Raw genomic sequence first — 19,280 nt, 5'->3', positions numbered from 1 at the left:
AAAAAAGGCGCCCAATGCGGGGCGCCTTTTTGCGTTCGAACAGTAGCGAAGGTCAGATCGACTCGTCGATCCAGCTTTGCAGGGCCGCCTTCGGGGCCGCGCCAGCGCGGTTCGAAACCACCTGACCGTCTTTGAAAATGAACAGCGCCGGTATGCCGCGCACGCCCATGGCCGCGGCTGAGTTTGGGTTGCTGTCGACATCGACCTTGGCAATCTTCACCTTGCCACCATATTCGCTGGCCAGCTCTTCCAAGGCGGGGCCGATCTGCTTACAGGGGCCGCACCACTCGGCCCAGAAATCCACCACGACGGGGATATCGGAATTCTTGACTTCGGCGTCAAAGGTGTCGTCGGTAACGGCTACGGTCGACATGTCTGTCTCCTGACTGGGAATGCTTGGGCTCAGAACCTAGGTGCGGCACCGGGCAAGGTCAAGATATAGGGTTCGGTGTCAGGGCGTCCGTCACCATATCGTGTGGCAACCACATCAGGTGCGCGGTTCGCGTCCACAAGATAGCGGTGCGGATACTGTGATTGGGATAGATTTGCGACAGGGCATGGGCGTAGGCCGCCATCTGGCGCAACAGCCCTTCGGGGCAGGATTCTGGCCCGGTCGGAACAGTCGCATTGGATTTGAAATCAATCACATGCACCTCTGTTTCCGTGATAATCAGCCGGTCGATGACCCCATGCATTCGTGTGCCGTTCAGATCGGCAGAGACCGAAACCTCGGTCAGCGCATCCGAGCCAAAGACCGGTTTCAGATATTCGGCCGTCAGCACCGAAGTGGCCTCAGTCAGCAGATCTTGCCGCTCAACATCTTGCATATCGGCCAGAAGCCGTGCGCAAAGCTGCGGCCATTGATCCTGTGCGGCAGCAGGAAGATGTTCGAGCAACAGGTGCAGCTGCGATCCGCGTCGTTTCGCCGCCTCTTCATCCTGCCCCGCATCTCCGGGCAAGGCCTTCGCACCCCCTAGATCAGAGGGGCTGAGCGTTTCGGCTGGCGCGGGTAGATTTGGCGCGGGGTGGTCAAAAAATACAGGCAAATGCTGTTCGTTGTGCGGGATGCTGCCCTGTTCAACGGCAGGCAAAGCCTCCCAATCTCCATGCGCCAGTCGAAGGGTCTGGGTGCCGGGAACATGAGTAGCCCCTGCCCGCGCCATCGCGGCCTCAACCATCTGATACCAACTGTTGCCATCCTTGCCTACATCCCCGGCGGCCGCCACTATTAGCCACTTTTCTGCCCGTGTTAGAGCCACATAGAGTAGCCTCAGCCGCTCATTCTCTTCGCGCGTTCTGGCTTCTTGGCGCGCAGCTGCGATCAATGCAGGTGAGGCATCAGAAGGCACTTTCCACAACGGAGTATCGCCCGCCATCATGATCTCGGCATCTCGTGGTGGCTGTCGTTTACCAGTGTCCGGCAGGATTACGATCGGTGATTCCAATCCCTTCGAGCCATGAACGGTCATCACCCGGATCATATTGCCGACTCCGCTCATCTGGCGCTTGATCTCCAGATCGTCGGTTTGCATCCAGACCAGAAAACCGGTGAGGCTTGGGATATCTGTCCGTTCATAGGCCAGCGCCTGCGACAGTAACGCGTTGATACCATCCTCAGCCTCGGCCCCAAGCCGACCCAGCAGTTTGCGTCGCCCGTCATGGCGCGTCAGGATACGTTCGATCAGATCATAAGGACGCAGAAAGTCGGTTTGACCGCGTAAGTCGTTCAGAATCGCAAGCGTTACCGGGAACTCCTCGGCACGATTGCGCAACGCTGCCCATAGATAAGTTTCCTCCCTGCGATGAGCCAGATCGAACAACTGTTGTTCCGTCCAGCCAAACAGTGGGGATTTCAGGACTGTCGCCAGTGACAAGCTGTCTTCGGGTGTGGCCAGAAAGCTAAGCAAAGCAGCCAGATCCTTGACCGCCAATTCCGCGCCCACCTTCAGGCGATCTGCCCCCGCGATGGGCAGACCCTCGCTTTTGCAGGCGCGAATGATCTCGGCAAACAGGTCCGAGCGGCGTTGGACGAGGATCAGAAAGTCGCGGGGTTGCACTTTGCGCCGGACAAATGTCCCCGACGCATCGCCATCATCGGGAATGGTGGCGCTATCCCTGATCATATCCTTGATTGACCGGGCAACCTGTTCTGCCAGAATGACGGTGTGATGCCGCGCGCCGGGTCGATCAACGGGATCGGTCCAATCGGTGTCATCCTCGTCTTCAACCTTCTCGATCACCGGCCATAGGTCGACGCGCCCAGGAAGATCGGCCTTGAATGCCCGGTGTAAGGCATCCTTGTGGAACCCGGCTTCTACATGGTTTTCGAACAGTATATCGACCAGCCCAAGGATCGCGCTGGACGAGCGGAACGAATATTCCAGCGTTGAATCCCACAGTTTAGAGCCTGATTCTCGAAGTTTTCGTCCAAATTCGGCCTGCATCTGGTCAAAGGCTTGCGGGTCGGCGCCCTGGAAGGAATAGATCGACTGTTTCTTGTCACCAACCACAAAGATCGTGCGCTCAACGCCGGATCGGGCCCCTTCCCCGCTGGTAAATTCCTGAGCCAATTTTTCGATCACGTCCCATTGATCCGGGCTGGTGTCCTGCGCCTCGTCCACCAGAATGTGATCGATGCCACCGTCGAGCCGGTACAGCACCCATTCTGCGACCGCTGGGTCGTTCAGCACCTGACGTGCGCGCAGGATCAGGTCATCAAAATCCAGCCAACCCCTCACCTGCTTGCACCGCTCGTATTCCGGAAGGAAGGCCGCGGCAAAGCGATGTAATACATGGGTTTTCTGGGCCGCAACCAGCGCCAGTCGTTGTTCCCGCGCGGCTACGACCCGCAGCATCAGGGCCTCGAGCTGGGGCATCCGATCTGCCAGCACCCCTTCACGCAGCGCCTTGGTTGGAAAGCTGTTGAGTTTTGCGGCAAAGGGTTCTTTCGCGCCCTTACCCGTCAATAGGACGTTTTCAAGTATCGTCAGTTTGCTCAGCCGGGCGTCGGTAAAGCCGACAAGCTTGTCGGCGGCCTTGGCATTGTTCCCTCCGCTTTCCGAAAGCGCGGGTAAAATGGACTGGATCAGTTCGACCTCACCGCCCAGAAACACGTTACGCAGCAGGACCTGTTCATCAAAACCTTCGGGCAGATCAAACCGTTGCAGAATGTCCGGCCATTGCAGCACATGTTCAAACTGATTTCGTTTCTGCGCAACAGCGGCAGTCAGTTTGTCAAAACCGGTATCGGTGACAAAGCGGGCAACGTCTTCGATCAATTCGGCCTGAGGGCCGTCGGCAAAACTTTCAATGATCTCTTCGCGCAGCAACGCCGCAGCCCGGTCTTCCATTTCGGAGAACTGAGGGCTGACCCCCGCCTCAAGCGGGAACCGTCGCAGCAGCGAAGCACAGAAGGAGTGGATCGTTTGGATTTTCAGGCCACCAGGCGTCTCAATAGCGCGGGCAAACAGGGTCCGTGCTTGCGCCAACCGGTCGGGATCGATCACGCCCGGTACGCCAAGTTCGACCAACTCAGACAGAAGGTCGCCGTCGCCCAACATTGCCCATTTGCCAAGACGTTTGAACAACCGGTTCTGCATCTCGCTGGCCGCGGCCTTGGTATAGGTCAGGCACAGGATATGCTGCGGCTGTACGCCATCCAGCAACAGCCGCGCCACCCGGTCGGTCAGCACCCGGGTCTTGCCCGAGCCCGCATTGGCCGCCAGCCAGGTTGAGGCGTCCGGGCGCGCGGCCTGAACCTGCCGTTCGGTGGCATCATTGCGGGGGGTCATGTCAGGTCCTCCGGTTCGGTTTCCGCCGAACGATCCCACTCGCCGAACCGGGCGAGGTGATCATAGTCCCCTATATCTGTGTCCTTGTGCAGCATCCTGCGTGAAGAGAACCCCTGATCAGGCTCTAAATAGGCTGAAATGAGCTCTTTCAGTTCGGCCAGCACCTTGTCGGTCGGCTCATTCTGCAGCGGTGCGGGCACTTCTTTATAGGTGCCGCCCATGCCAATGAAGATCGCCTGTGCAACGGGAAGCGGATCGAATCCTTCGATACCGCCCTGCTCGGCCATTGCAGCTTCGATCAGCAGTTGTTTGTCGAATTTGGCTTGCTGACTTTCTGTCGGCGGAGTGCCCGTCTTGTAGTCGATGATACGCAAAGCCCCCTGCCCGCTTCGATCGATTCGGTCGGCACGTCCGGCAATGGTGAAGTCCAGCGGCGTCAACGCCAGCCGCATTCCAACTTCAAATGCTACAGGCCCGCCATCGGTGCGGCGCTGAATCTCGGCGGACAGAAAGCTATCGGTAATCCGCTCTAGCCGCGCCAGCCACAGCTTTCGGGCAGTTGGCCACGCAACGTTGTCGTCCAGCAGAGCTTTGGCGCGTTTCAGGAAATTTTCTCGGGTCAATAAAGCCGGATCCAGAACGCTGTCGCGCACGAATTTTTCCATCACCTCGTGGATGACGATACCGCGTAGCAGGGCATCTGGTGCCTGAACCAGCGGGTCCAGTTGTCTCAATCGCAGGACATGCCGGGCATATATGGCGTACGGATCGCGGATCAGGCGTTTGATTTCGGTCACCGATAGCCGCCGTGGCCGCGCCGCGACGGGTGGTCGTGGCGACGGGCGGTGCGCGGGTGCGATTCGGGGTGCATGTTCCAGCATCTCTGCCCAATCCAGCCACCGTTGGCCCCGCGCTTGCATTGCTTCTAACGCCCTAGTTCCACCCTGTTCAGGCAGGCCTTGCAACAGGTTGGTCATGCGGTTCAGCCAACGGGATGGTACGGTTTCCGCATCATCCGAGCGGGTAGCGCGGGTCAAAACCACCTCTGCAGCACCTGCCGCCTGCTGGAAGTCATGCGCGGACAGGCCGATCCTGCGTTCGGGCAGTAAAAGACCGGCCTCATTGCGCATCTGACGGTTCAGCCAGGGGTCGGGTGCCGCAGCCTCGGGCCAGCTGCCTTCGTTCAAGCCACCCAGAATTAGCAGATCCGCACCCTGAACGCGCGCTTCCAGCGTGCCCCAGATCATCAGATGCGGGTGAGGTGCATCGCGGTCGCGGACTTCTTCACCTGCCAACAACGCGCCCAGAAGGTCGGCAAAGTCATGGGCGGTCATCGCGCCGCCATGCTGTGCTTCGGCTTCCAAAGTAGAGATCACCGCAAGCGCCTTCTGGCCCGCGTTCTTGTCCCACAATGTGCCAGATTCACCGGTTGCACCTGCCGAGATCATCTCGGCCAGCGTGCGAAGCCGGGCGACCCAGTCCGGCAGTGGCTGTTCGGTGGGGTCGTATTGATCGCAAAATGTCTGGGTAACCCAGCGGACCCAGTCCTCGGGCGCTTCAGTACGAATGGCGAAAGCGGTCAGGCTCGCGCTGTCGGGAAAGGGCGGGCCATAGCGACGCAGGTCAAGCTCAAGATCGCGGGTATGCAGCAGGTGGCTGCCCCGGTCGCCCCCGTCATGGCACAGTGGGTGTTTGAGCAGCGTCAGCAGAGCCTCGCCATCCAGGCGGCGCGCGAACAGCCCGGCGACATGGCGTAGGAACCGCCCGGGCGGAGACAGCTGCAGTGGCAGGCCCGCGCTGTCATCGGGCAGGATATTCCACCGGTCCAGTGCGGCGCTGACCTGCCGGGTTAGCATCCGGTCGGGGGTGATTAGCGCGGCGGTCTGGCCGGTCTCGGCCGCTTGCCGTAGGCGTAGCGCAATGGCCAAGGCCTCGGCCCGGGGCGAGGGCGCCTCGATCAGCGTCACATCCTTGGTCGCACCGTTCAGGTCGGGCAGGAGCGGGCCTTCAGTCATCCATGCGTCGGTGACCGGGGCAGGGCGCAATGCAAGCGAAATCAGCTTGTTACGGGCAGGTGAAGGGGCCTGATCCGTGGTCCATGGCCGGATTTGATCCGGGCCAAGCCCTAGCCCAAGCATCAGCTTGCGGAACCGGTATTGAGGATGATCCTCAGATGTCAGCGGGTTATCCAGATTGCTCCAAACATGTTCAGGCTGGTCGAAATCATAGCCGGGTAGCACCATCGCCCCCTGAGGCAGACGCGCAACCGCCTGCATCAGCATCAGGGTGGTCCCGCGAGACCCGGTAGAGCCTGCCAGAATGACAGGATGTTCGGGCGGCGACGCCTCCCAGCGCGCGATCAGGTTCTCGACCACGCGCCGCTGTCGGGCCTGCGCATCCAGCGCCTCCGAACCGGATTCCATGAACTGATCAGCGATGCCTATAAAGGTCTGTGCCCGCGCCCAATGGCCGGACATGTCGCTGACATCGAGTTGCCTGATCGCATCGGGAGAGACACCTTCCCCCTGCATCTCGTCGATAAGCCCGGCCAGGCTGTCAGATAGATCGAACAGCGAGGACCGGGCCGCCAGATCGGGTTGCTGGTCTAGCAGTTTTGCGATCAGCTGCGTCAGCTCCAGCCTGCGACGCAGAGGCGGGATTGCGGGTGGGATCTGCGCCAGATCGGCGCTTTCGCCAAGATCGGTGACCAAAGAGAGGCGTGGCAAAAGGCAAGCGGGACCCTGATCAAACAGATCGCGCACCCGGCGCGCCATCCGGCGGGTGTTGATCACCAGTTGCACCCGGGCCAGCGCGTCGGGCGGCTGCCCCACAAACCGCTCATGTAGCCCGTCAACCAACACCTTGGGAAAATCCGCTCCCGGAGGAATGGCGAAGACCCGGGGCAGGGCGCTGGGCTCAAACATCGGCAATCAGCCCCTCGGCCAGATCAATACCCTCGGGACGCCCCACATCGCACCAGCGACCGGGGTAAGACAGTGCGAACAGGCGCTTTTGCTGCAGCATTCGATCCCACAATACGTTCAATGAAAACACATCCTCAGCGATGTCATGTAGCCCTTCGGTTTTCAGAATTTGTACCCCGCCGTAAACAAGACCTGCACCGCGGACGATCCGCCCTGTGCTGTCCTGAGTGAAGTCACCAGGGCCTGTGTGGCCAAGGGTTTGCCCAACTGGAACGCACATCAGCAGCGCATCCATTTTATCCGGATTCCACTGATCCTTCAGCAAGTTCAGCGGGTTGGGCCCAGCCCAGATCGCGTCGCTGTTCAAGGTGAATACGGGATCGGATCCAAGCAGAGGTAGCGCTGCGCGCAGCCCACCACCAGTATCCAGAATGCGCGGTTCTTCCCGCGAAATCATAACGTCGCGGCCCGCCAGATGATCAGCCAACTGATCAGCGTGGTAGTGAAGGTTGGCAACAACCCGAAGCGGCCTGAGCGCATCGACCAGATCCAGTGCGTGATCAATCAGGGGCCGCCCGGCCACCTCGATCAGCGGTTTGGGCCGGTCTTTGGTCAGGGCACCCATGCGAGTACCAAAGCCCGCGGCAAACAGCATTGCAGCTTGGGGGGGCCGGTCATTGCGCCCTCAGCTTTTCCAGGTTTTCGGGGCTTGGGGCGGGCAGAGCGCTGCGCAACAGGTCTGCCACCGGCACCAACCCGGGATGTTCGAGATCGCGCATCAAATGTGCCCACGCAGCCGGGATCAGGTCGACGTAGTGTGGCTTTCCATAATCGGTCGCCAGCCGTGCAAAACCGCCCAGAATGCGCAGGTTACGCTGAGCGCCCAGAACAGCATATGCGGTGCGGAAATCATGCCCATCGACGCCGGTTGCGGTGATATAGCGGTCGATCATCCGCATCTCGATCCCGGCGGGCACAGTCCGACGCACATCCTGTAGCAGTGACATCAGGTCATAGGCGGGATGCCCCAGCATCGCGCTTTGGAAATCCAGCAGACCGACGCGCGCCAGACCTTCGCGCTCGGGCAGCCAGATCAGGTTTTCTGCGTGGTAATCGCGTTGCACAACAACCCGCGTTCCGCCGGTTTCCCGGTGCAAGATATCCGCAAAGCGCAGCTCGAACCGGGCGCGGGCCTCGTCGTCGTGCGATCCAAGAATGCCTTGTGCATATTTCGTGAACGACAGCGCCGCCAATTCGGTCATCATAGCGGGGTCGTAACTGTCGAGCGAAAGCGTCGGCGCCGCGTGAAGATGGACAAGTACATCGGTTGCGGCGTCATACAGCGTGCGCTCAAGCGTCGGATCGTCCCGCAAGACGCGTGCGAACAGATCGTCGCCCAAATCTTCGAGCAACAGAAACCCGTATTCGCAGTCCTCGGCGTAGATTTCCGGCGCACTCAACCCAATGGAACGCAGGTATTTCGACATACGCACGAAGGGTTCAACAGCTTCGCCCTTGTCGGGCGGAGCATCCATCAAAACGGCGGTCCGGCCGGTGGCAGGGTTGGTCAGACGCTCGTACCGGCGGTTCGAGGCATCACCCGCCAAAGGCGTATGCCGTGCGCCGTTCCATGGTGTCTGCGCGATCAAGGCTTCTGCCAGAATGGCCCGGTTCGTCATTGGATCCCCTCCAGCTTGGCGTTCCATTTCGGGTCTGTCCACGACATCTTAAGTTGTCGCGTATCTTGTTCGTTGGCGTCTGTGGTGAACCGGATCAGTAAGGCCGGCTCTGGCGTCAGAGGACCCAGCTTTTCAGGCCACTCGATCAGGCAAATGCCGGCGTCGAAGGCGTCGACCAGCCCCAGCTCTTCGATCTCTTCCACGGCAGAAAGACGATAGAGGTCTGAATGCCAGACCTCTCCAAGCTGCGTCTCGTAAACCTGAACCAGAGTAAAGGTCGGCGAAGGCACATCTTCGGGAGCGGACAGAAGAGATTGGATCAATGCGCGTGCGAAATGGGTTTTGCCGCTGCCGATGGTACCTTCAAGCAGGATAGTATCGCCAGACTGCAATGCGCCTCCCAGTTTGGTGGCAACTTCAGCAGTGTCGAATGGGGATTTCGAGGTCAGAGTCAGCGGTGCGTTCATGGCGTCACAATGAACCTGCGCCGGGTCGGCTGCAACCGGTTCACGCGCTGATTTTTTGTATTTCCGTGATGTTCCTGACCGGGTTGTCCGAGGCGAAACGGACAATTGTTGCCCCGTTTTGCATGGGGCTGACCGTGCAGTTCAAAGAGCCGCCGGATTTTAGGATCAGTTCAGCCGACCATTCGGCCCGATTCTCGCGCTCGGTGACGAATTCGCGGATCTCGCCAAGGATCGGCGTGGCGGTGCAGTGCTCCTGCCATTGGCGTGTGATTTCCAGCACCGTTGCTGGTTCGAATCCTACTTCGCCGCTGTCGCCCCACAACACCTGATAGGCGTAATTTGTGATCGCCAGCGAACCGTCATCCGAAAACACCGCGATGGCATCAGCCAGCTTGTCCAGAATGGATTGCATAAGGTCCGTTTCAGCGCGGAACCGTCGGGTCAGTGTGATTTCGGCGGTGATATCTTCGAACAGGAAAGCCACGGCCCCATCGGGATGCGGGCGACCACTGACGGAATAGACCGATCCTGATGGCAGCGACCAGGTTTCCTGATAGTTTCCGTCCTGTGCCGCCTCCAGAAGGTCGTTCATCTGGCGCCGCCAACTGCGATAGTTCTTAGGCTCGGGCATCATATGCTGGTCGCGAAGCCGGTCAAAAAAGCTGGACAGGCTTGGGCGCAGGCTCAGGAAGTCGGGTGGCAGGGTGGTCAGATCGATCAGCGCTGGATTGAACAGGGCCAGTTGCCGGTTGCGGTCAAAGATCGCCAGACCAATGGAGAGCTGCGCGAAGGTCTTGGTCATGGTCTGCACAAACTTGCGCTGCGCTGTCTCGGCTTCGACAATCGCGTTGATATCGACCGCGTAACACAACTGATCCTGTTCGTGTGCGACCTGGGTCAGGTCAAACCAGAGCTTGGCATCGCTGTCCCTGACCGGAATCGAGACACGGGTTTTTCGGCTCAGCTGCGCCTCGTCCCTGTGAGAAGGAAACAGAGGGTCGGTCAGATCGGCATCCGGTCCCGCGATCTTGCGAACCAACCGTACATAGGCCGCATTGCACCAGCCCACCTTATCACGGTGATCTATCAGCCAAACAGGGTAGGGCGCCTGCTCCATCGCCAAACGAATTGGATCGCGCTGGTCACGGCGTGGCGTAGGGATGGTCCCCGTCAGATCACGTAATTGAACCCGAATGATACCGTCGATCCATTCGCACAGAACCTCGCGCTCGACTGTGCAGTCGATGGCTGAAACGGCGATGTTGCCCCCGGACCGGACAATCTCGGGAGTTTCGGGGAAAGCGGGAAAATCACGTTGCAGCAAACGCCGCAGATCAGCCCAGTTGCTGACGGATTCGTAACCTGCCAGCGCAATATCGGAATGGCTGATCAACCGGTCGCCATCGAACAGGAAAACAACATCGAACAGCGCTTCGGGCGCTGACAGCCCGAAATCTCTTGTTTTGGCCTGATGGCGTGGCAAGAGCCACAATATCGCAAAGCTGGCTGAAACCACGCTGATTGCGGCCAGAACGATCCATTCGGCCATTGCTCCAACCCCCGGGTAAAACGTTTGAATCTATATGAACAACAATGGTTAACGGGGTCTTAACTCATATCTGGAACGGTTGGTTGGCGCCCGAGGGAACCGGAGTGTCCCCGGTTTGCGCGTCGATCAGCTTGCGCGGCCAAACGACGTTGACGATCGCCCCCTGCGGTCCGGTTGGTCAGTCAGGGTCTGATAGGGATCCGCGCCATTGGCAAAGCTCAGTTCGGCACCGCTGCGTTCCAGCAGGGTTTTGGCGATGAACAGACCTAGCCCCATGCCTTCGTATTCCGGCCGACTACTGCGATCGGCGCGGCGGCGGCGCATGAACGGGTCACCAATCCGACCTATGATGTGGGAGGGGTAGCCGCGCCCATCATCCATGATCGAAACGCTGATCCGGTCAGAGGTCCATTCAGCTTCGACCCAGACCGTCGACTGGGCAAAATCCACTGCGTTCTGGATCAGGTTGCGCAGCCCGTGAATGATCTCGGGCTTGCGCAGGATTGAGGGCTGCTGCACATCGCCATCCGCAACTGGTCCCTCGTCGAAATGCACCACTTTACCACGATTGATATGTGGCTCTGCCGCTTCATGGATCACGGTGGACAGAGGCGCCTGACGCAGGTGCAAGTCATCTTTCCCAGCTCGGCCCATATCGCGCAGGATGTCGCGGCAGCGGTCAGCCTGTTCGCGGATCAAGGCTGCGTCCTCCATCAGCTCAGGCCGGTCGTCCAGCTCTTCGATCAGTTCTGAACTGGCCAGCTTGATCGTAGCCAGCGGCGTACCCAACTCATGCGCGGCGGCGGCCACCACACCACCAAGATCAGTCAGCTTTTGCTCGCGCGCCAGCGCCATATGGGTGGCCGAGAGCGCTTCGGACATCGATTGAACTTCGGAACTGATGCGGTGCGAATAGGCGCCGATGAAAACGATGGCGATGATAATCGCCGCCCAGTTTCCGAACAGCAAAATATCGGGGATATCCAGCACCAACCCCAGATTGGTTCTCAGCGGGAGGTGGAATTGCGCCAGCAACGTGGTCAGGATCACCGCAACGCTGCCGATGATCAGGGTCGAGCGGGTGCTCATTACATTTGCAGAAATCGTCACCGGACCCAGCAACAGCAGCGCAAACGGGTTGTTTAGCCCCCCCGTCAGATACAACAGGATCGACAGCTGCAGCAGATCGAACAGCACCATCAGGAAGTTCTCGAATTCCGACAAGCGCTTGTTTTCGGGAAACAACAGAATGGCCGTGAGGTTACCCATCACCGAAATGCCGATGACGAAATAACACAATGCCAGCTCAAGCTGAACGTCGTAATATTTCTGTGCAACCGTGATGGCCGTAAACTGGCCGATAATGGCGACCCATCGCAGCAGGATCAGCGTGCGCAGCCTGATCCAGGTACTGCGCTCCTGCCCACGCCAAAGACTGGTGTTGGAATTCGTCATCTGTCGATTATGTCCTATTGCGTCGGTCCGACATGTTGATAGGTGTCCCGGCAGAATCGATCAACATCCCCTTTCGTATCAGGATACGCGCCATGGTTCGTCTTTATGCTATTCTCGCAACTGTTGTTCTTGCAATTGGTCTTGGCGCCATGTGGCTGCTGACGCGGGGCGGCGCGGACGACAAATACGCGCAGTGCCGCTCGTCTCAGATCGCGGGCGGGAGCGCGGCGATCGGCGGGCCGTTCGAACTGCTTAACGCCAAGGGTGAGACGGTAACCGACAAGGATGTGATCACCGAGCCCACGCTTGTCTACTTCGGTTATACCTTCTGCCCGGATGTTTGCCCCTTTGACATGTCGCGCAATGTCGACACGATCGATTTGCTGGCAGAGCGCGGTCAGTCGGTGACGCCGTTGTTCATCTCGATAGACCCGGATCGCGATACCCCCGAGGTCGTGGGCGATTTCGCGTTCAACCTGCATGAACGCGTGATTGGCCTGACCGGATCGCCTGAGCAGATCAAGGCGGCCAGCAAGGCGTACAAGACCTATTACAAGGCCCAAGACAAAAGCGATGAGTATTATTTGGTCGACCACTCGACCTTTACCTATCTGATGACGCCCGAGGACGGGTTTCTGGAATTTTTCAAACGCGATGAAACGGCCGAGCAGATGGCGGACAAGATTGGCTGCTTCCTTGATCAGGCCTGATCCTCAACAGTCGGTTTGACCTTTGGAATGGCGCTGCTATTACTCATGTTTAAGCCAAGAGGCATGAAATAGCGGAAAGACCCACATATGGCAGACAGTTCCCAGCTTGAAATCGGCCCCGACAAATCGCTGCTGCTGGTAGATGATGACGAGCCGTTTCTGAGACGTCTGGCCAAGGCCATGGAAAAACGCGGATTCGAGGTTGAAACCGCGGGTTCCGTCGCCGCAGGCCGCGCCATTTCCACAGCCCGCCCACCTGCCTATGCCGTGGTCGATCTGCGACTTGAAGATGGCAATGGGCTGGACGTGGTTGAAGTGCTGCGCGAAAAACGCCCCGACAGCCGGGTTGTGGTTCTGACCGGTTATGGCGCCATCGCCACCGCCGTTGCGGCGGTCAAAATTGGTGCAACCGACTATCTGTCCAAACCCGCCGACGCCACTGACATCACCAACGCTCTGTTGGCCAAGGGCGACGAACTGCCCCCGCCGCCGGAAAACCCCATGAGCGCCGACCGCGTCCGCTGGGAACATATCCAGCGCGTCTATGAGCTGTGCGACCGGAACGTCTCGGAAACCGCGCGCCGGTTGAACATGCACCGCCGGACGTTGCAGCGGATTCTGGCGAAGCGTAGCCCAAGGTAGACCCGTAAACTTAATAGTGTGTTTTCCCGGGCCGTTCCAAACGACTTTCAGGGCGCGGGTTGAGCCTGAGTTTGAAGCATCAGCGCGTAATTCTTAAGGCAGGCAGAGTGCGCGCACCCAACTTCAGGCAATAACAGCAACTCATCAACCTTTGCCTGCAGCTTGCCGCCCATCGCCAGCATTCGATCATCCACAACGCTGTTCTGGTTGTACTTGTTCCAATACCTTTCTCGAAACCGGCTGGACCGGTTGGGTGCATCGGTCGCTTTCGTGCCTTGCCCGCGCTGCCGCTTGAGCGCGAAACTGTCTCGCGTTTTCACCGGGTAGTGAATGACAGCAGCCCAATCGTGTGTAGACAGATGCTCGGGCGCGGCACCCAGCGCATGTCTTCGTCGCAATCCCGAACGATACATGTGTTCGTGCATCGGCAGGCCCGCAGCATTTACAAATTGCGATCCATCGTTTCGAAAGTCCGGTCGCAAGTAGGGCCGGTGCAGGCCAAACCCCCGTATTTTATCAGACTTTCGAAAAAGCGTTTTGAAGTAGCGATGCAAATTATGATCTGTATCGGCACGCTTTAGGAACCGTTGCGTGACCAGCCCCGGTTCCCACTTGTCGTTGCCCCCATTTCCGAAGATCAACCAATTCACGGCGATGCCCTCGGCGAAACCGGAACAGCGTTCGACGAGACCTGCGACCTGATTTTCATCGTTTGCACAGAAAAGAAACTCATCGCTATCAAGCCACATCAGCCAATCGGCATCGTTAAGCGAAGGATGCGCATAGGCCGTTTCCGCCGCTGTATGCTGTGGTACTTGCCCGGGTTTCAGATCTTGCAGAACATGGGAAATAACCCCGTTTTTATCCAGCGCATCAAGCAGCTCGGCGGTGCCGTCTGTCGAGTCATTGCTGTAAATCAGAATAGGATCAAACCCGACCAGCAGATGATACGCGACCCACTCAAGAATAAACGGCCCTTCATCCTTGGCGCAGGAGAATAGCCCGACCTTCATATCGGCTTGGCCTGAGTGGGTTTGATCATGATCGCGATTCTTCCTTGCACGGCCTATCTTCTGAAGATGATATTACGTTGAGTTTGAAAGGCATTTTCATAGCCACGATCAGAAAGTGAGGCAAACAGGCGTTCGGCGCTATCACCAAGATTCACGGTTTCCAGCTGTAGATATTGGGGAAGCGCTGCATCTTCTGCGCTTTCAAGAAAAGGCATAAGAATGTTCGGCTCGTGCCCTTCAACATCAAGCTTGGCAAAATCGGCATCATGCAGATGTGTAAGCTCAAGCAGTGTTCGGGTCTGCACCTCAATCGTATCGTATTTTGATAGCTCCAGATACGCTGGGTCGTTTGCCAAACGCGCCTGACCAAGATTGGTGGCCGTGTCGCCCCGCTTTTCTATAATAAGCGTCGCTTCACCAGTTTCGCCCGCGATCGCGAAAGTGTTCAGCTCCACGTTGCCAAATCCGTTCAGAGAGCAATTATTGCTGAGGCGTTCGGCCAGTGTCGGATTAGGCTCAAACGCATGAATCCGGGAGTCCGGGCTAAGAATTGACGACAAGAAAAGTGAATACAGACCAAAATTTGCCCCGATATCCAAAACCTTGAGAGTCTTCCCCGCAAAGCTTTCTTTCAGCCAATTCAGCTCAAGCTCTTCCGGAGACCGGCCCTTCTGCCAGAGAGAGAATTCGCTGAAATTGTCATAAGGGTGCAGGTGGATTCGAATGCCCCGGTAGGCGATCAACTGTGGCAGCAGTGACTTTCGGATCAGATTGCGCACCCGCCCTCGGCCTGTCAGATTGTACGCTTCACGTAAACACGCGTTGGCATATTCCATCTGCGCGTTCGTGACCGGTATCTGGCTGTCTGCGTCGCTCATCTGAACCTGCGTCCGATTATGGTCTTGTTTTAGCGGAAAATTAGCATAGGCCGAGCTGCTGATCTATTGGCGACCTAAATGCTGCCCAACAATTCCTGATGCCGCGCGGTATAGGCCTGCCGCACCTCAATCGGGGGACGCAGTTTGATCTGCAACCCCTCTAATATTGCCTTGTCCGGACGACCAAAGAACTTTGATGCTTCGGTATCAGAAAAACCCGCGATCTGCGTCGCCTCCATCCAGGCGCTGATCTTGTCCGCCTTCTTGATCTGGCGTTTCACTGTTTTTGGTACCACGGCGGGCAACCCGAAACGTATATGAATCGCAGCAGCCAGCCGGTCGTCTAAATCACCATAATCCGGGCCAACGGCGGATTTCACCGGAGAGATCATGTCACCAATCACATATTCGGGGGCATCGTGTAACAGTGCCGCCAACCGCCATTTCGTCGGTGCATTTGGTGCGATGCGGCCAAAAAGCTCTTCCACCAGCAAGGAATGTTCGGCCACGGAATAGGCAAAATCCCCGTTGGTCTGACCGTTCCACCGCGCCACAAAGGCCAGCCCGTGCGCGATATCTTCGATCTCGATATCCACAGGCGTCGGGTCCAGCAAATCCAGCCGCCGTCCCGACAGCATTCTTTGCCATGCTCTAGGTTGTGTTGCCATTTTACCATGCCTTGTGAACTGGGACACGTTCAATTCGCGTTCTTGTGGTATGATGTATCTGTCTGGATCACATGCTGCCAACAATTTCTTGAGCATTCGTGCTTTGAACCTGCGCGATACGATCCCGACATCAAGGACTGAGGGGGTGCAGACTCCTCCCAGTTGCGCCCTCTCGAAACGAAACTCGTATCGAAAGGAGCTTGCTATGTTCAAGCGTTTGTTTGCAATAACCCTGACCTTCGGAATGGCCGCAACCGCGCCACCCGCCTTTGCCCAGAACTGTGCAGAGCGCGAGCACGTGATTACCAAACTGAAAGACAATTACTCCGAGGAATTAACCTTTGGCGGTCTTCAGAAATCACGTGGCGGGCAGACGGTCATGGAGGTTTGGACCTCGAAGGAAACGGGAAGTTATACCGTTTTGGTGACCCAGGCGAACGGCATGAGTTGTATTGTCGCCGTTGGCACTGATTTTTTTGAAGCGATCCCCAAAATCAAGGCAGAGGGTACGCCAAGCTGATATTTTGTCACCAGACTTCCTGTTTCCGGCCATCCACATTGCCTCCTGTCCCAAGGAATGCTAGGGGCAGCCCGGACCAAGATTTACCGGAGTGGAGAACCTGATGGCCGGGGACTATATCGTTAAGGACATTTCGCTGGCCGGGTTTGGCCGCAAGGAACTGGATATCGCTGAAACGGAAATGCCGGGCCTGATGGCCCTGCGCGCCGAATACGGTGAAAGCAAGCCGCTGTCTGGCGCGCGGATCGTCGGTTCACTGCATATGACCATCCAGACCGCCGTTCTGATCGAAACACTGGTGGCGCTGGGCGCTGATGTGCGCTGGGCGTCGTGCAACATCTTCTCAACGCAGGACCACGCGGCGGCGGCGATTGCCGAGGCTGGTATTCCCGTTTTTGCCATCAAGGGCCAGACGCTGGAAGAGCATTGGGATTATCTGGACAAATCTTTCCTGTTCGACGAAGGCCCCAACATGATCCTGGACGATGGCGGCGACGCGACGCTGTACATCCTGCTGGGTGCACGTGCCGAGGCAGGAGAGGACATTATCCCTGTTCCGGGTTCGGAAGAGGAAGAGGTGATCAAGAAGCAGATCGCCAAGCGCATGGCCGCGTCTCCGGGCTGGTTCACCAAAATGCGCGACCAGATCCAAGGCGTCTCTGAAGAAACCACCACCGGTGTAAACCGCCTGTATCAGCTGGTGAAAGACGGCCACCTGCCGTTCCCGGCGATCAACGTGAACGACTCGGTCACCAAGTCGAAATTCGACAACAAATACGGCTGCAAGGAATCGCTGGTTGATGGCATTCGCCGCGCCACCGACACCATGATGGCCGGTAAGGTTGCGGTTGTGTGCGGCTATGGTGACGTGGGCAAAGGCTCGGCGGCTTCGCTGCGTGGTGCTGGTGCTCGTGTGAAGGTGACAGAAGTTGACCCGATCTGTGCCCTGCAAGCGGCCATGGACGGGTTCGAAGTCACCCTGCTGGAAGACGAAGTCGCAAACGCCGATATCTTCATCACCACCACCGGCAACAAGGACGTGATCCGCATCGAGCACATGCGCGAGATGAAGGACATGGCCATCGTCGGTAACATCGGTCACTTCGACAACGAAATTCAGGTAGCCAGCCTGAAGAACCACAAGTGGACCAACATCAAAGAACAGGTGGACATGATCGAGATGCCCTCGGGCAACCGCATTATCCTGCTGTCCGAAGGCCGCCTGCTGAACCTCGGCAACGCCACCGGTCACCCCTCGTTCGTGATGTCGGCCTCTTTCACCAACCAAGTTCTGGCCCAGATCGAGCTGTTCACCAAAGGCGATGAATACAAGAACGAAGTTTACATCCTGCCCAAGCATCTGGACGAAAAAGTTGCCCGTCTTCATCTGGACCGGATCGGCGTGAAGCTGACCCAGATGGACAGCGATCAGGCGGCCTATATCGGCGTGAAACCCGAAGGCCCCTATAAGCCGGAACACTACCGCTACTAAGTGCGAAAGACGCATGACCAAAGCTTCTGGACGCCGCCGAATCCTGCTTTCGGCGGCGTCTTTTCTTTTGGCCTCTTAACGCTGTTGACCGTGTTGGGCGGCGGCGTTTGGTGGCTGCTTGCCCATCCCAATACGCCTGTACCCCCGCACTGGAACCCGCTGCGTGATCTGACCGTGACGGCCCCGGTCACCCCGGTCACCCCTTACCAGTTGAACCGCGCACTGGCGGATGACGCTTTATGCCGTGCAGCCTTGGCCGAGGCTGGAGCTCGGTTTGATCCGCTGGACGATCTGGTGGTGGACCAGAATTGCGGAATCGAGGGACGCGGCCGGTTGTCCGGTCTGGTGAACGCCCGCGTCACTGCAGTCGAGACCCGGTGTGCCACAACTTTGCGGCTTTTCATGTGGGAACACCATGTTGTGCAACCCGCTGCGCAGCAACTACTGGGGACTTCCGTCAGCAGATTGCGCCAGATCGGTAGCTATAACTGCCGGCGGATGCGCACCGCGCAAGGACAAGACAATGGTTGGAGCAGTCACGCCACTGCGGACGCGATCGACATCGTCGGAATGGATCTCTCGGACGGGCGCAGCTTGAACCTGCTGGCTGACTGGGACGCTGACGGGCCCGAGGCCGATTTTCTGCGCCAGATATGGCGCGGAGCCTGTGACTGGTTCCGCGTGGTGCTTGGCCCTGACTACAACCGCTTACATGCCGATCACTTCCACCTGCAGGGGCCCGGCTGGGGCTACTGCCGATAGTACCTCAGCGTAGAGACGGGATAAAATCGCCGCGGCCCTGTGGCGTGAAATCCAGAACATTCCACAGTGGCCAAGCCGCATCCACGTGCCGGGGATGCCAATCGCTGGGCTCAAAGAACAGCTCGGAACTCCAGAAGTGATGAATGCCATCAGGGAGCTGTTGAAAGACATTCAGGATGGGAAGCTGATCACCCCCGTCGGTCTCGGCCAGATAGTCGCTCTGGTAATTCGTCCCCAGTGCAGAATAGAGCGGCAGCGCACTCCAACCCATCTCATCCTTGAGCGCCGAGAGTTTTTCGGGCGTATTCTGCGCCACTACGGCGACCGAGGCGTTCTGCTTCAGATGATGAACCTGAGAGTTCAGCCCATCCAGAAACGCCGAACACATAGGGCAGGGGCGTTCCGCGTTGGGTCCGTACATCAGCGAATAGATAATCAGCGTATCCTTGTCGCCAAACAGCGACGACATAGGCGCACCCTCGCCTGCCAGATCTCGAAACGCATAATCGTTAGGGGTTTTGCCTCCGGTTGGAAGAGAACGGCGCAAGGCCGCGACCTCTTCAACCTTTGCTCTCAGGTCCCGCTCGGCGGATAGAAGTGCATTACGAGCTAACCGATATTCGGTGGTTTCATTCGGTAACGTTACGGGCATGGGGACCTCCGGGAATCATAATTAACAAAAATGTTAAATAATAAATCTGAAAAAATCAAATCACCGAGTCCCGCGAAG

At 58.0% G+C, this 19,280-nt stretch carries 16 protein-coding genes and 1 pseudogene; 5 read left to right on the top strand and 12 right to left on the bottom strand.

Features of this window, described 5'->3' with window-relative positions:
* Positions 1-52: 52 nt before the first annotated feature.
* The 8 genes and pseudogenes from trxA to regB form a co-directional block, all read right to left on the bottom strand.
* The gene (trxA, locus tag AC1DFB_RS15290; protein ID WP_170397826.1) at positions 53-373 is read right to left on the bottom strand and encodes a thioredoxin; all 321 of its coding nucleotides are present in this window, start codon (positions 371-373) and stop codon (positions 53-55) included.
* Positions 374-431: 58 nt separating this feature from the next.
* Positions 432-3,791, bottom strand: coding sequence for a double-strand break repair helicase AddA (addA, locus tag AC1DFB_RS15285; RefSeq protein WP_480921601.1), 3,360 nt, complete (start codon positions 3,789-3,791; stop codon positions 432-434).
* The gene (gene addB / locus AC1DFB_RS15280; RefSeq protein ID WP_480921600.1) at positions 3,788-6,715 is read right to left on the bottom strand and encodes a double-strand break repair protein AddB; all 2,928 of its coding nucleotides are present in this window, start codon (positions 6,713-6,715) and stop codon (positions 3,788-3,790) included. The genes addA and addB overlap by 4 nt, the downstream gene beginning before the upstream one ends.
* Complete coding sequence (locus AC1DFB_RS15275) at positions 6,708-7,370, bottom strand: nucleotidyltransferase family protein (RefSeq protein ID WP_480921599.1); 663 nt, start codon at positions 7,368-7,370, stop codon at positions 6,708-6,710. Before AC1DFB_RS15275 ends, addB begins: the two co-directional genes overlap by 8 nt.
* Positions 7,371-7,389: 19 nt before the next feature.
* Positions 7,390-8,394 (bottom strand): phosphotransferase, encoded by a 1,005-nt coding sequence (locus AC1DFB_RS15270; protein ID WP_170407925.1) that lies wholly within the window; start codon positions 8,392-8,394, stop codon positions 7,390-7,392.
* Entirely contained in the window at positions 8,391-8,861 is a 471-nt protein-coding gene (gene tsaE / locus AC1DFB_RS15265; protein WP_170407927.1) for a tRNA (adenosine(37)-N6)-threonylcarbamoyltransferase complex ATPase subunit type 1 TsaE, read from the bottom strand. Before tsaE ends, AC1DFB_RS15270 begins: the two co-directional genes overlap by 4 nt.
* Before the next feature lie 40 nt (positions 8,862-8,901).
* On the bottom strand, positions 8,902-10,410 hold the full coding sequence (locus tag AC1DFB_RS15260) for a PAS-domain containing protein (protein ID WP_480921598.1): 1,509 nt from the start codon (positions 10,408-10,410) through the stop codon (positions 8,902-8,904).
* A gap of 64 nt (positions 10,411-10,474) precedes the next feature.
* Positions 10,475-11,865: pseudogene (gene regB / locus AC1DFB_RS15255) on the bottom strand (sensor histidine kinase RegB).
* Between the two features lie 92 nt (positions 11,866-11,957).
* Here regB and AC1DFB_RS15250 point away from each other — a divergent pair.
* Positions 11,958-12,575 carry an SCO family protein gene (locus AC1DFB_RS15250; protein ID WP_170397869.1) on the top strand — a complete coding sequence of 206 codons (618 nt, stop codon included), beginning with the start codon at positions 11,958-11,960 and terminating at the stop codon, positions 12,573-12,575.
* A gap of 87 nt (positions 12,576-12,662) precedes the next feature.
* Positions 12,663-13,217, top strand: coding sequence for an ActR/PrrA/RegA family redox response regulator transcription factor (locus AC1DFB_RS15245; protein ID WP_039542641.1), 555 nt, complete (start codon positions 12,663-12,665; stop codon positions 13,215-13,217).
* 47 nt (positions 13,218-13,264) lie between these two features.
* On the opposite strand, the gene AC1DFB_RS15240 is transcribed toward AC1DFB_RS15245, so the two are convergent.
* The 3 genes from AC1DFB_RS15240 to AC1DFB_RS15230 form a co-directional block, all read right to left on the bottom strand.
* The gene (locus tag AC1DFB_RS15240; protein ID WP_480921597.1) at positions 13,265-14,230 is read right to left on the bottom strand and encodes a glycosyltransferase family 2 protein; all 966 of its coding nucleotides are present in this window, start codon (positions 14,228-14,230) and stop codon (positions 13,265-13,267) included.
* A gap of 53 nt (positions 14,231-14,283) precedes the next feature.
* A complete protein-coding gene (locus tag AC1DFB_RS15235; protein ID WP_170397875.1) occupies positions 14,284-15,108 on the bottom strand; it encodes an FkbM family methyltransferase in 825 nt (274 codons plus the stop codon).
* Positions 15,109-15,182: 74 nt separating this feature from the next.
* Positions 15,183-15,776 (bottom strand): HD domain-containing protein, encoded by a 594-nt coding sequence (locus tag AC1DFB_RS15230; RefSeq protein WP_170397878.1) that lies wholly within the window; start codon positions 15,774-15,776, stop codon positions 15,183-15,185.
* A 205-nt stretch (positions 15,777-15,981) separates the two neighbouring features.
* Here AC1DFB_RS15230 and AC1DFB_RS15225 point away from each other — a divergent pair, with 205 nt between their 5' ends.
* From AC1DFB_RS15225 to AC1DFB_RS15215, 3 genes are all read left to right on the top strand, one after another.
* Positions 15,982-16,296: a hypothetical protein gene (locus AC1DFB_RS15225; protein ID WP_480921596.1), complete on the top strand. Its 315-nt coding sequence runs from the start codon at positions 15,982-15,984 to the stop codon at positions 16,294-16,296.
* A gap of 103 nt (positions 16,297-16,399) precedes the next feature.
* A complete protein-coding gene (ahcY, locus tag AC1DFB_RS15220; RefSeq protein ID WP_170648189.1) occupies positions 16,400-17,788 on the top strand; it encodes an adenosylhomocysteinase in 1,389 nt (462 codons plus the stop codon).
* Positions 17,789-18,550: an extensin-like domain-containing protein gene (locus tag AC1DFB_RS15215; protein ID WP_480921595.1), complete on the top strand. Its 762-nt coding sequence runs from the start codon at positions 17,789-17,791 to the stop codon at positions 18,548-18,550.
* A 4-nt stretch (positions 18,551-18,554) separates the two neighbouring features.
* Here AC1DFB_RS15215 and AC1DFB_RS15210 read toward each other — a convergent pair whose 3' ends face one another.
* Positions 18,555-19,202, bottom strand: coding sequence for a DUF899 family protein (locus AC1DFB_RS15210; RefSeq protein WP_480921594.1), 648 nt, complete (start codon positions 19,200-19,202; stop codon positions 18,555-18,557).
* Positions 19,203-19,280: the final 78 nt, after the last annotated feature.

Source organism: Ruegeria sp. S84, from assembly GCF_056583445.1.
The sequence above is the reverse complement of the archived record's forward strand: the minus strand, read 5'-3'. Positions and strand labels throughout refer to the sequence as shown.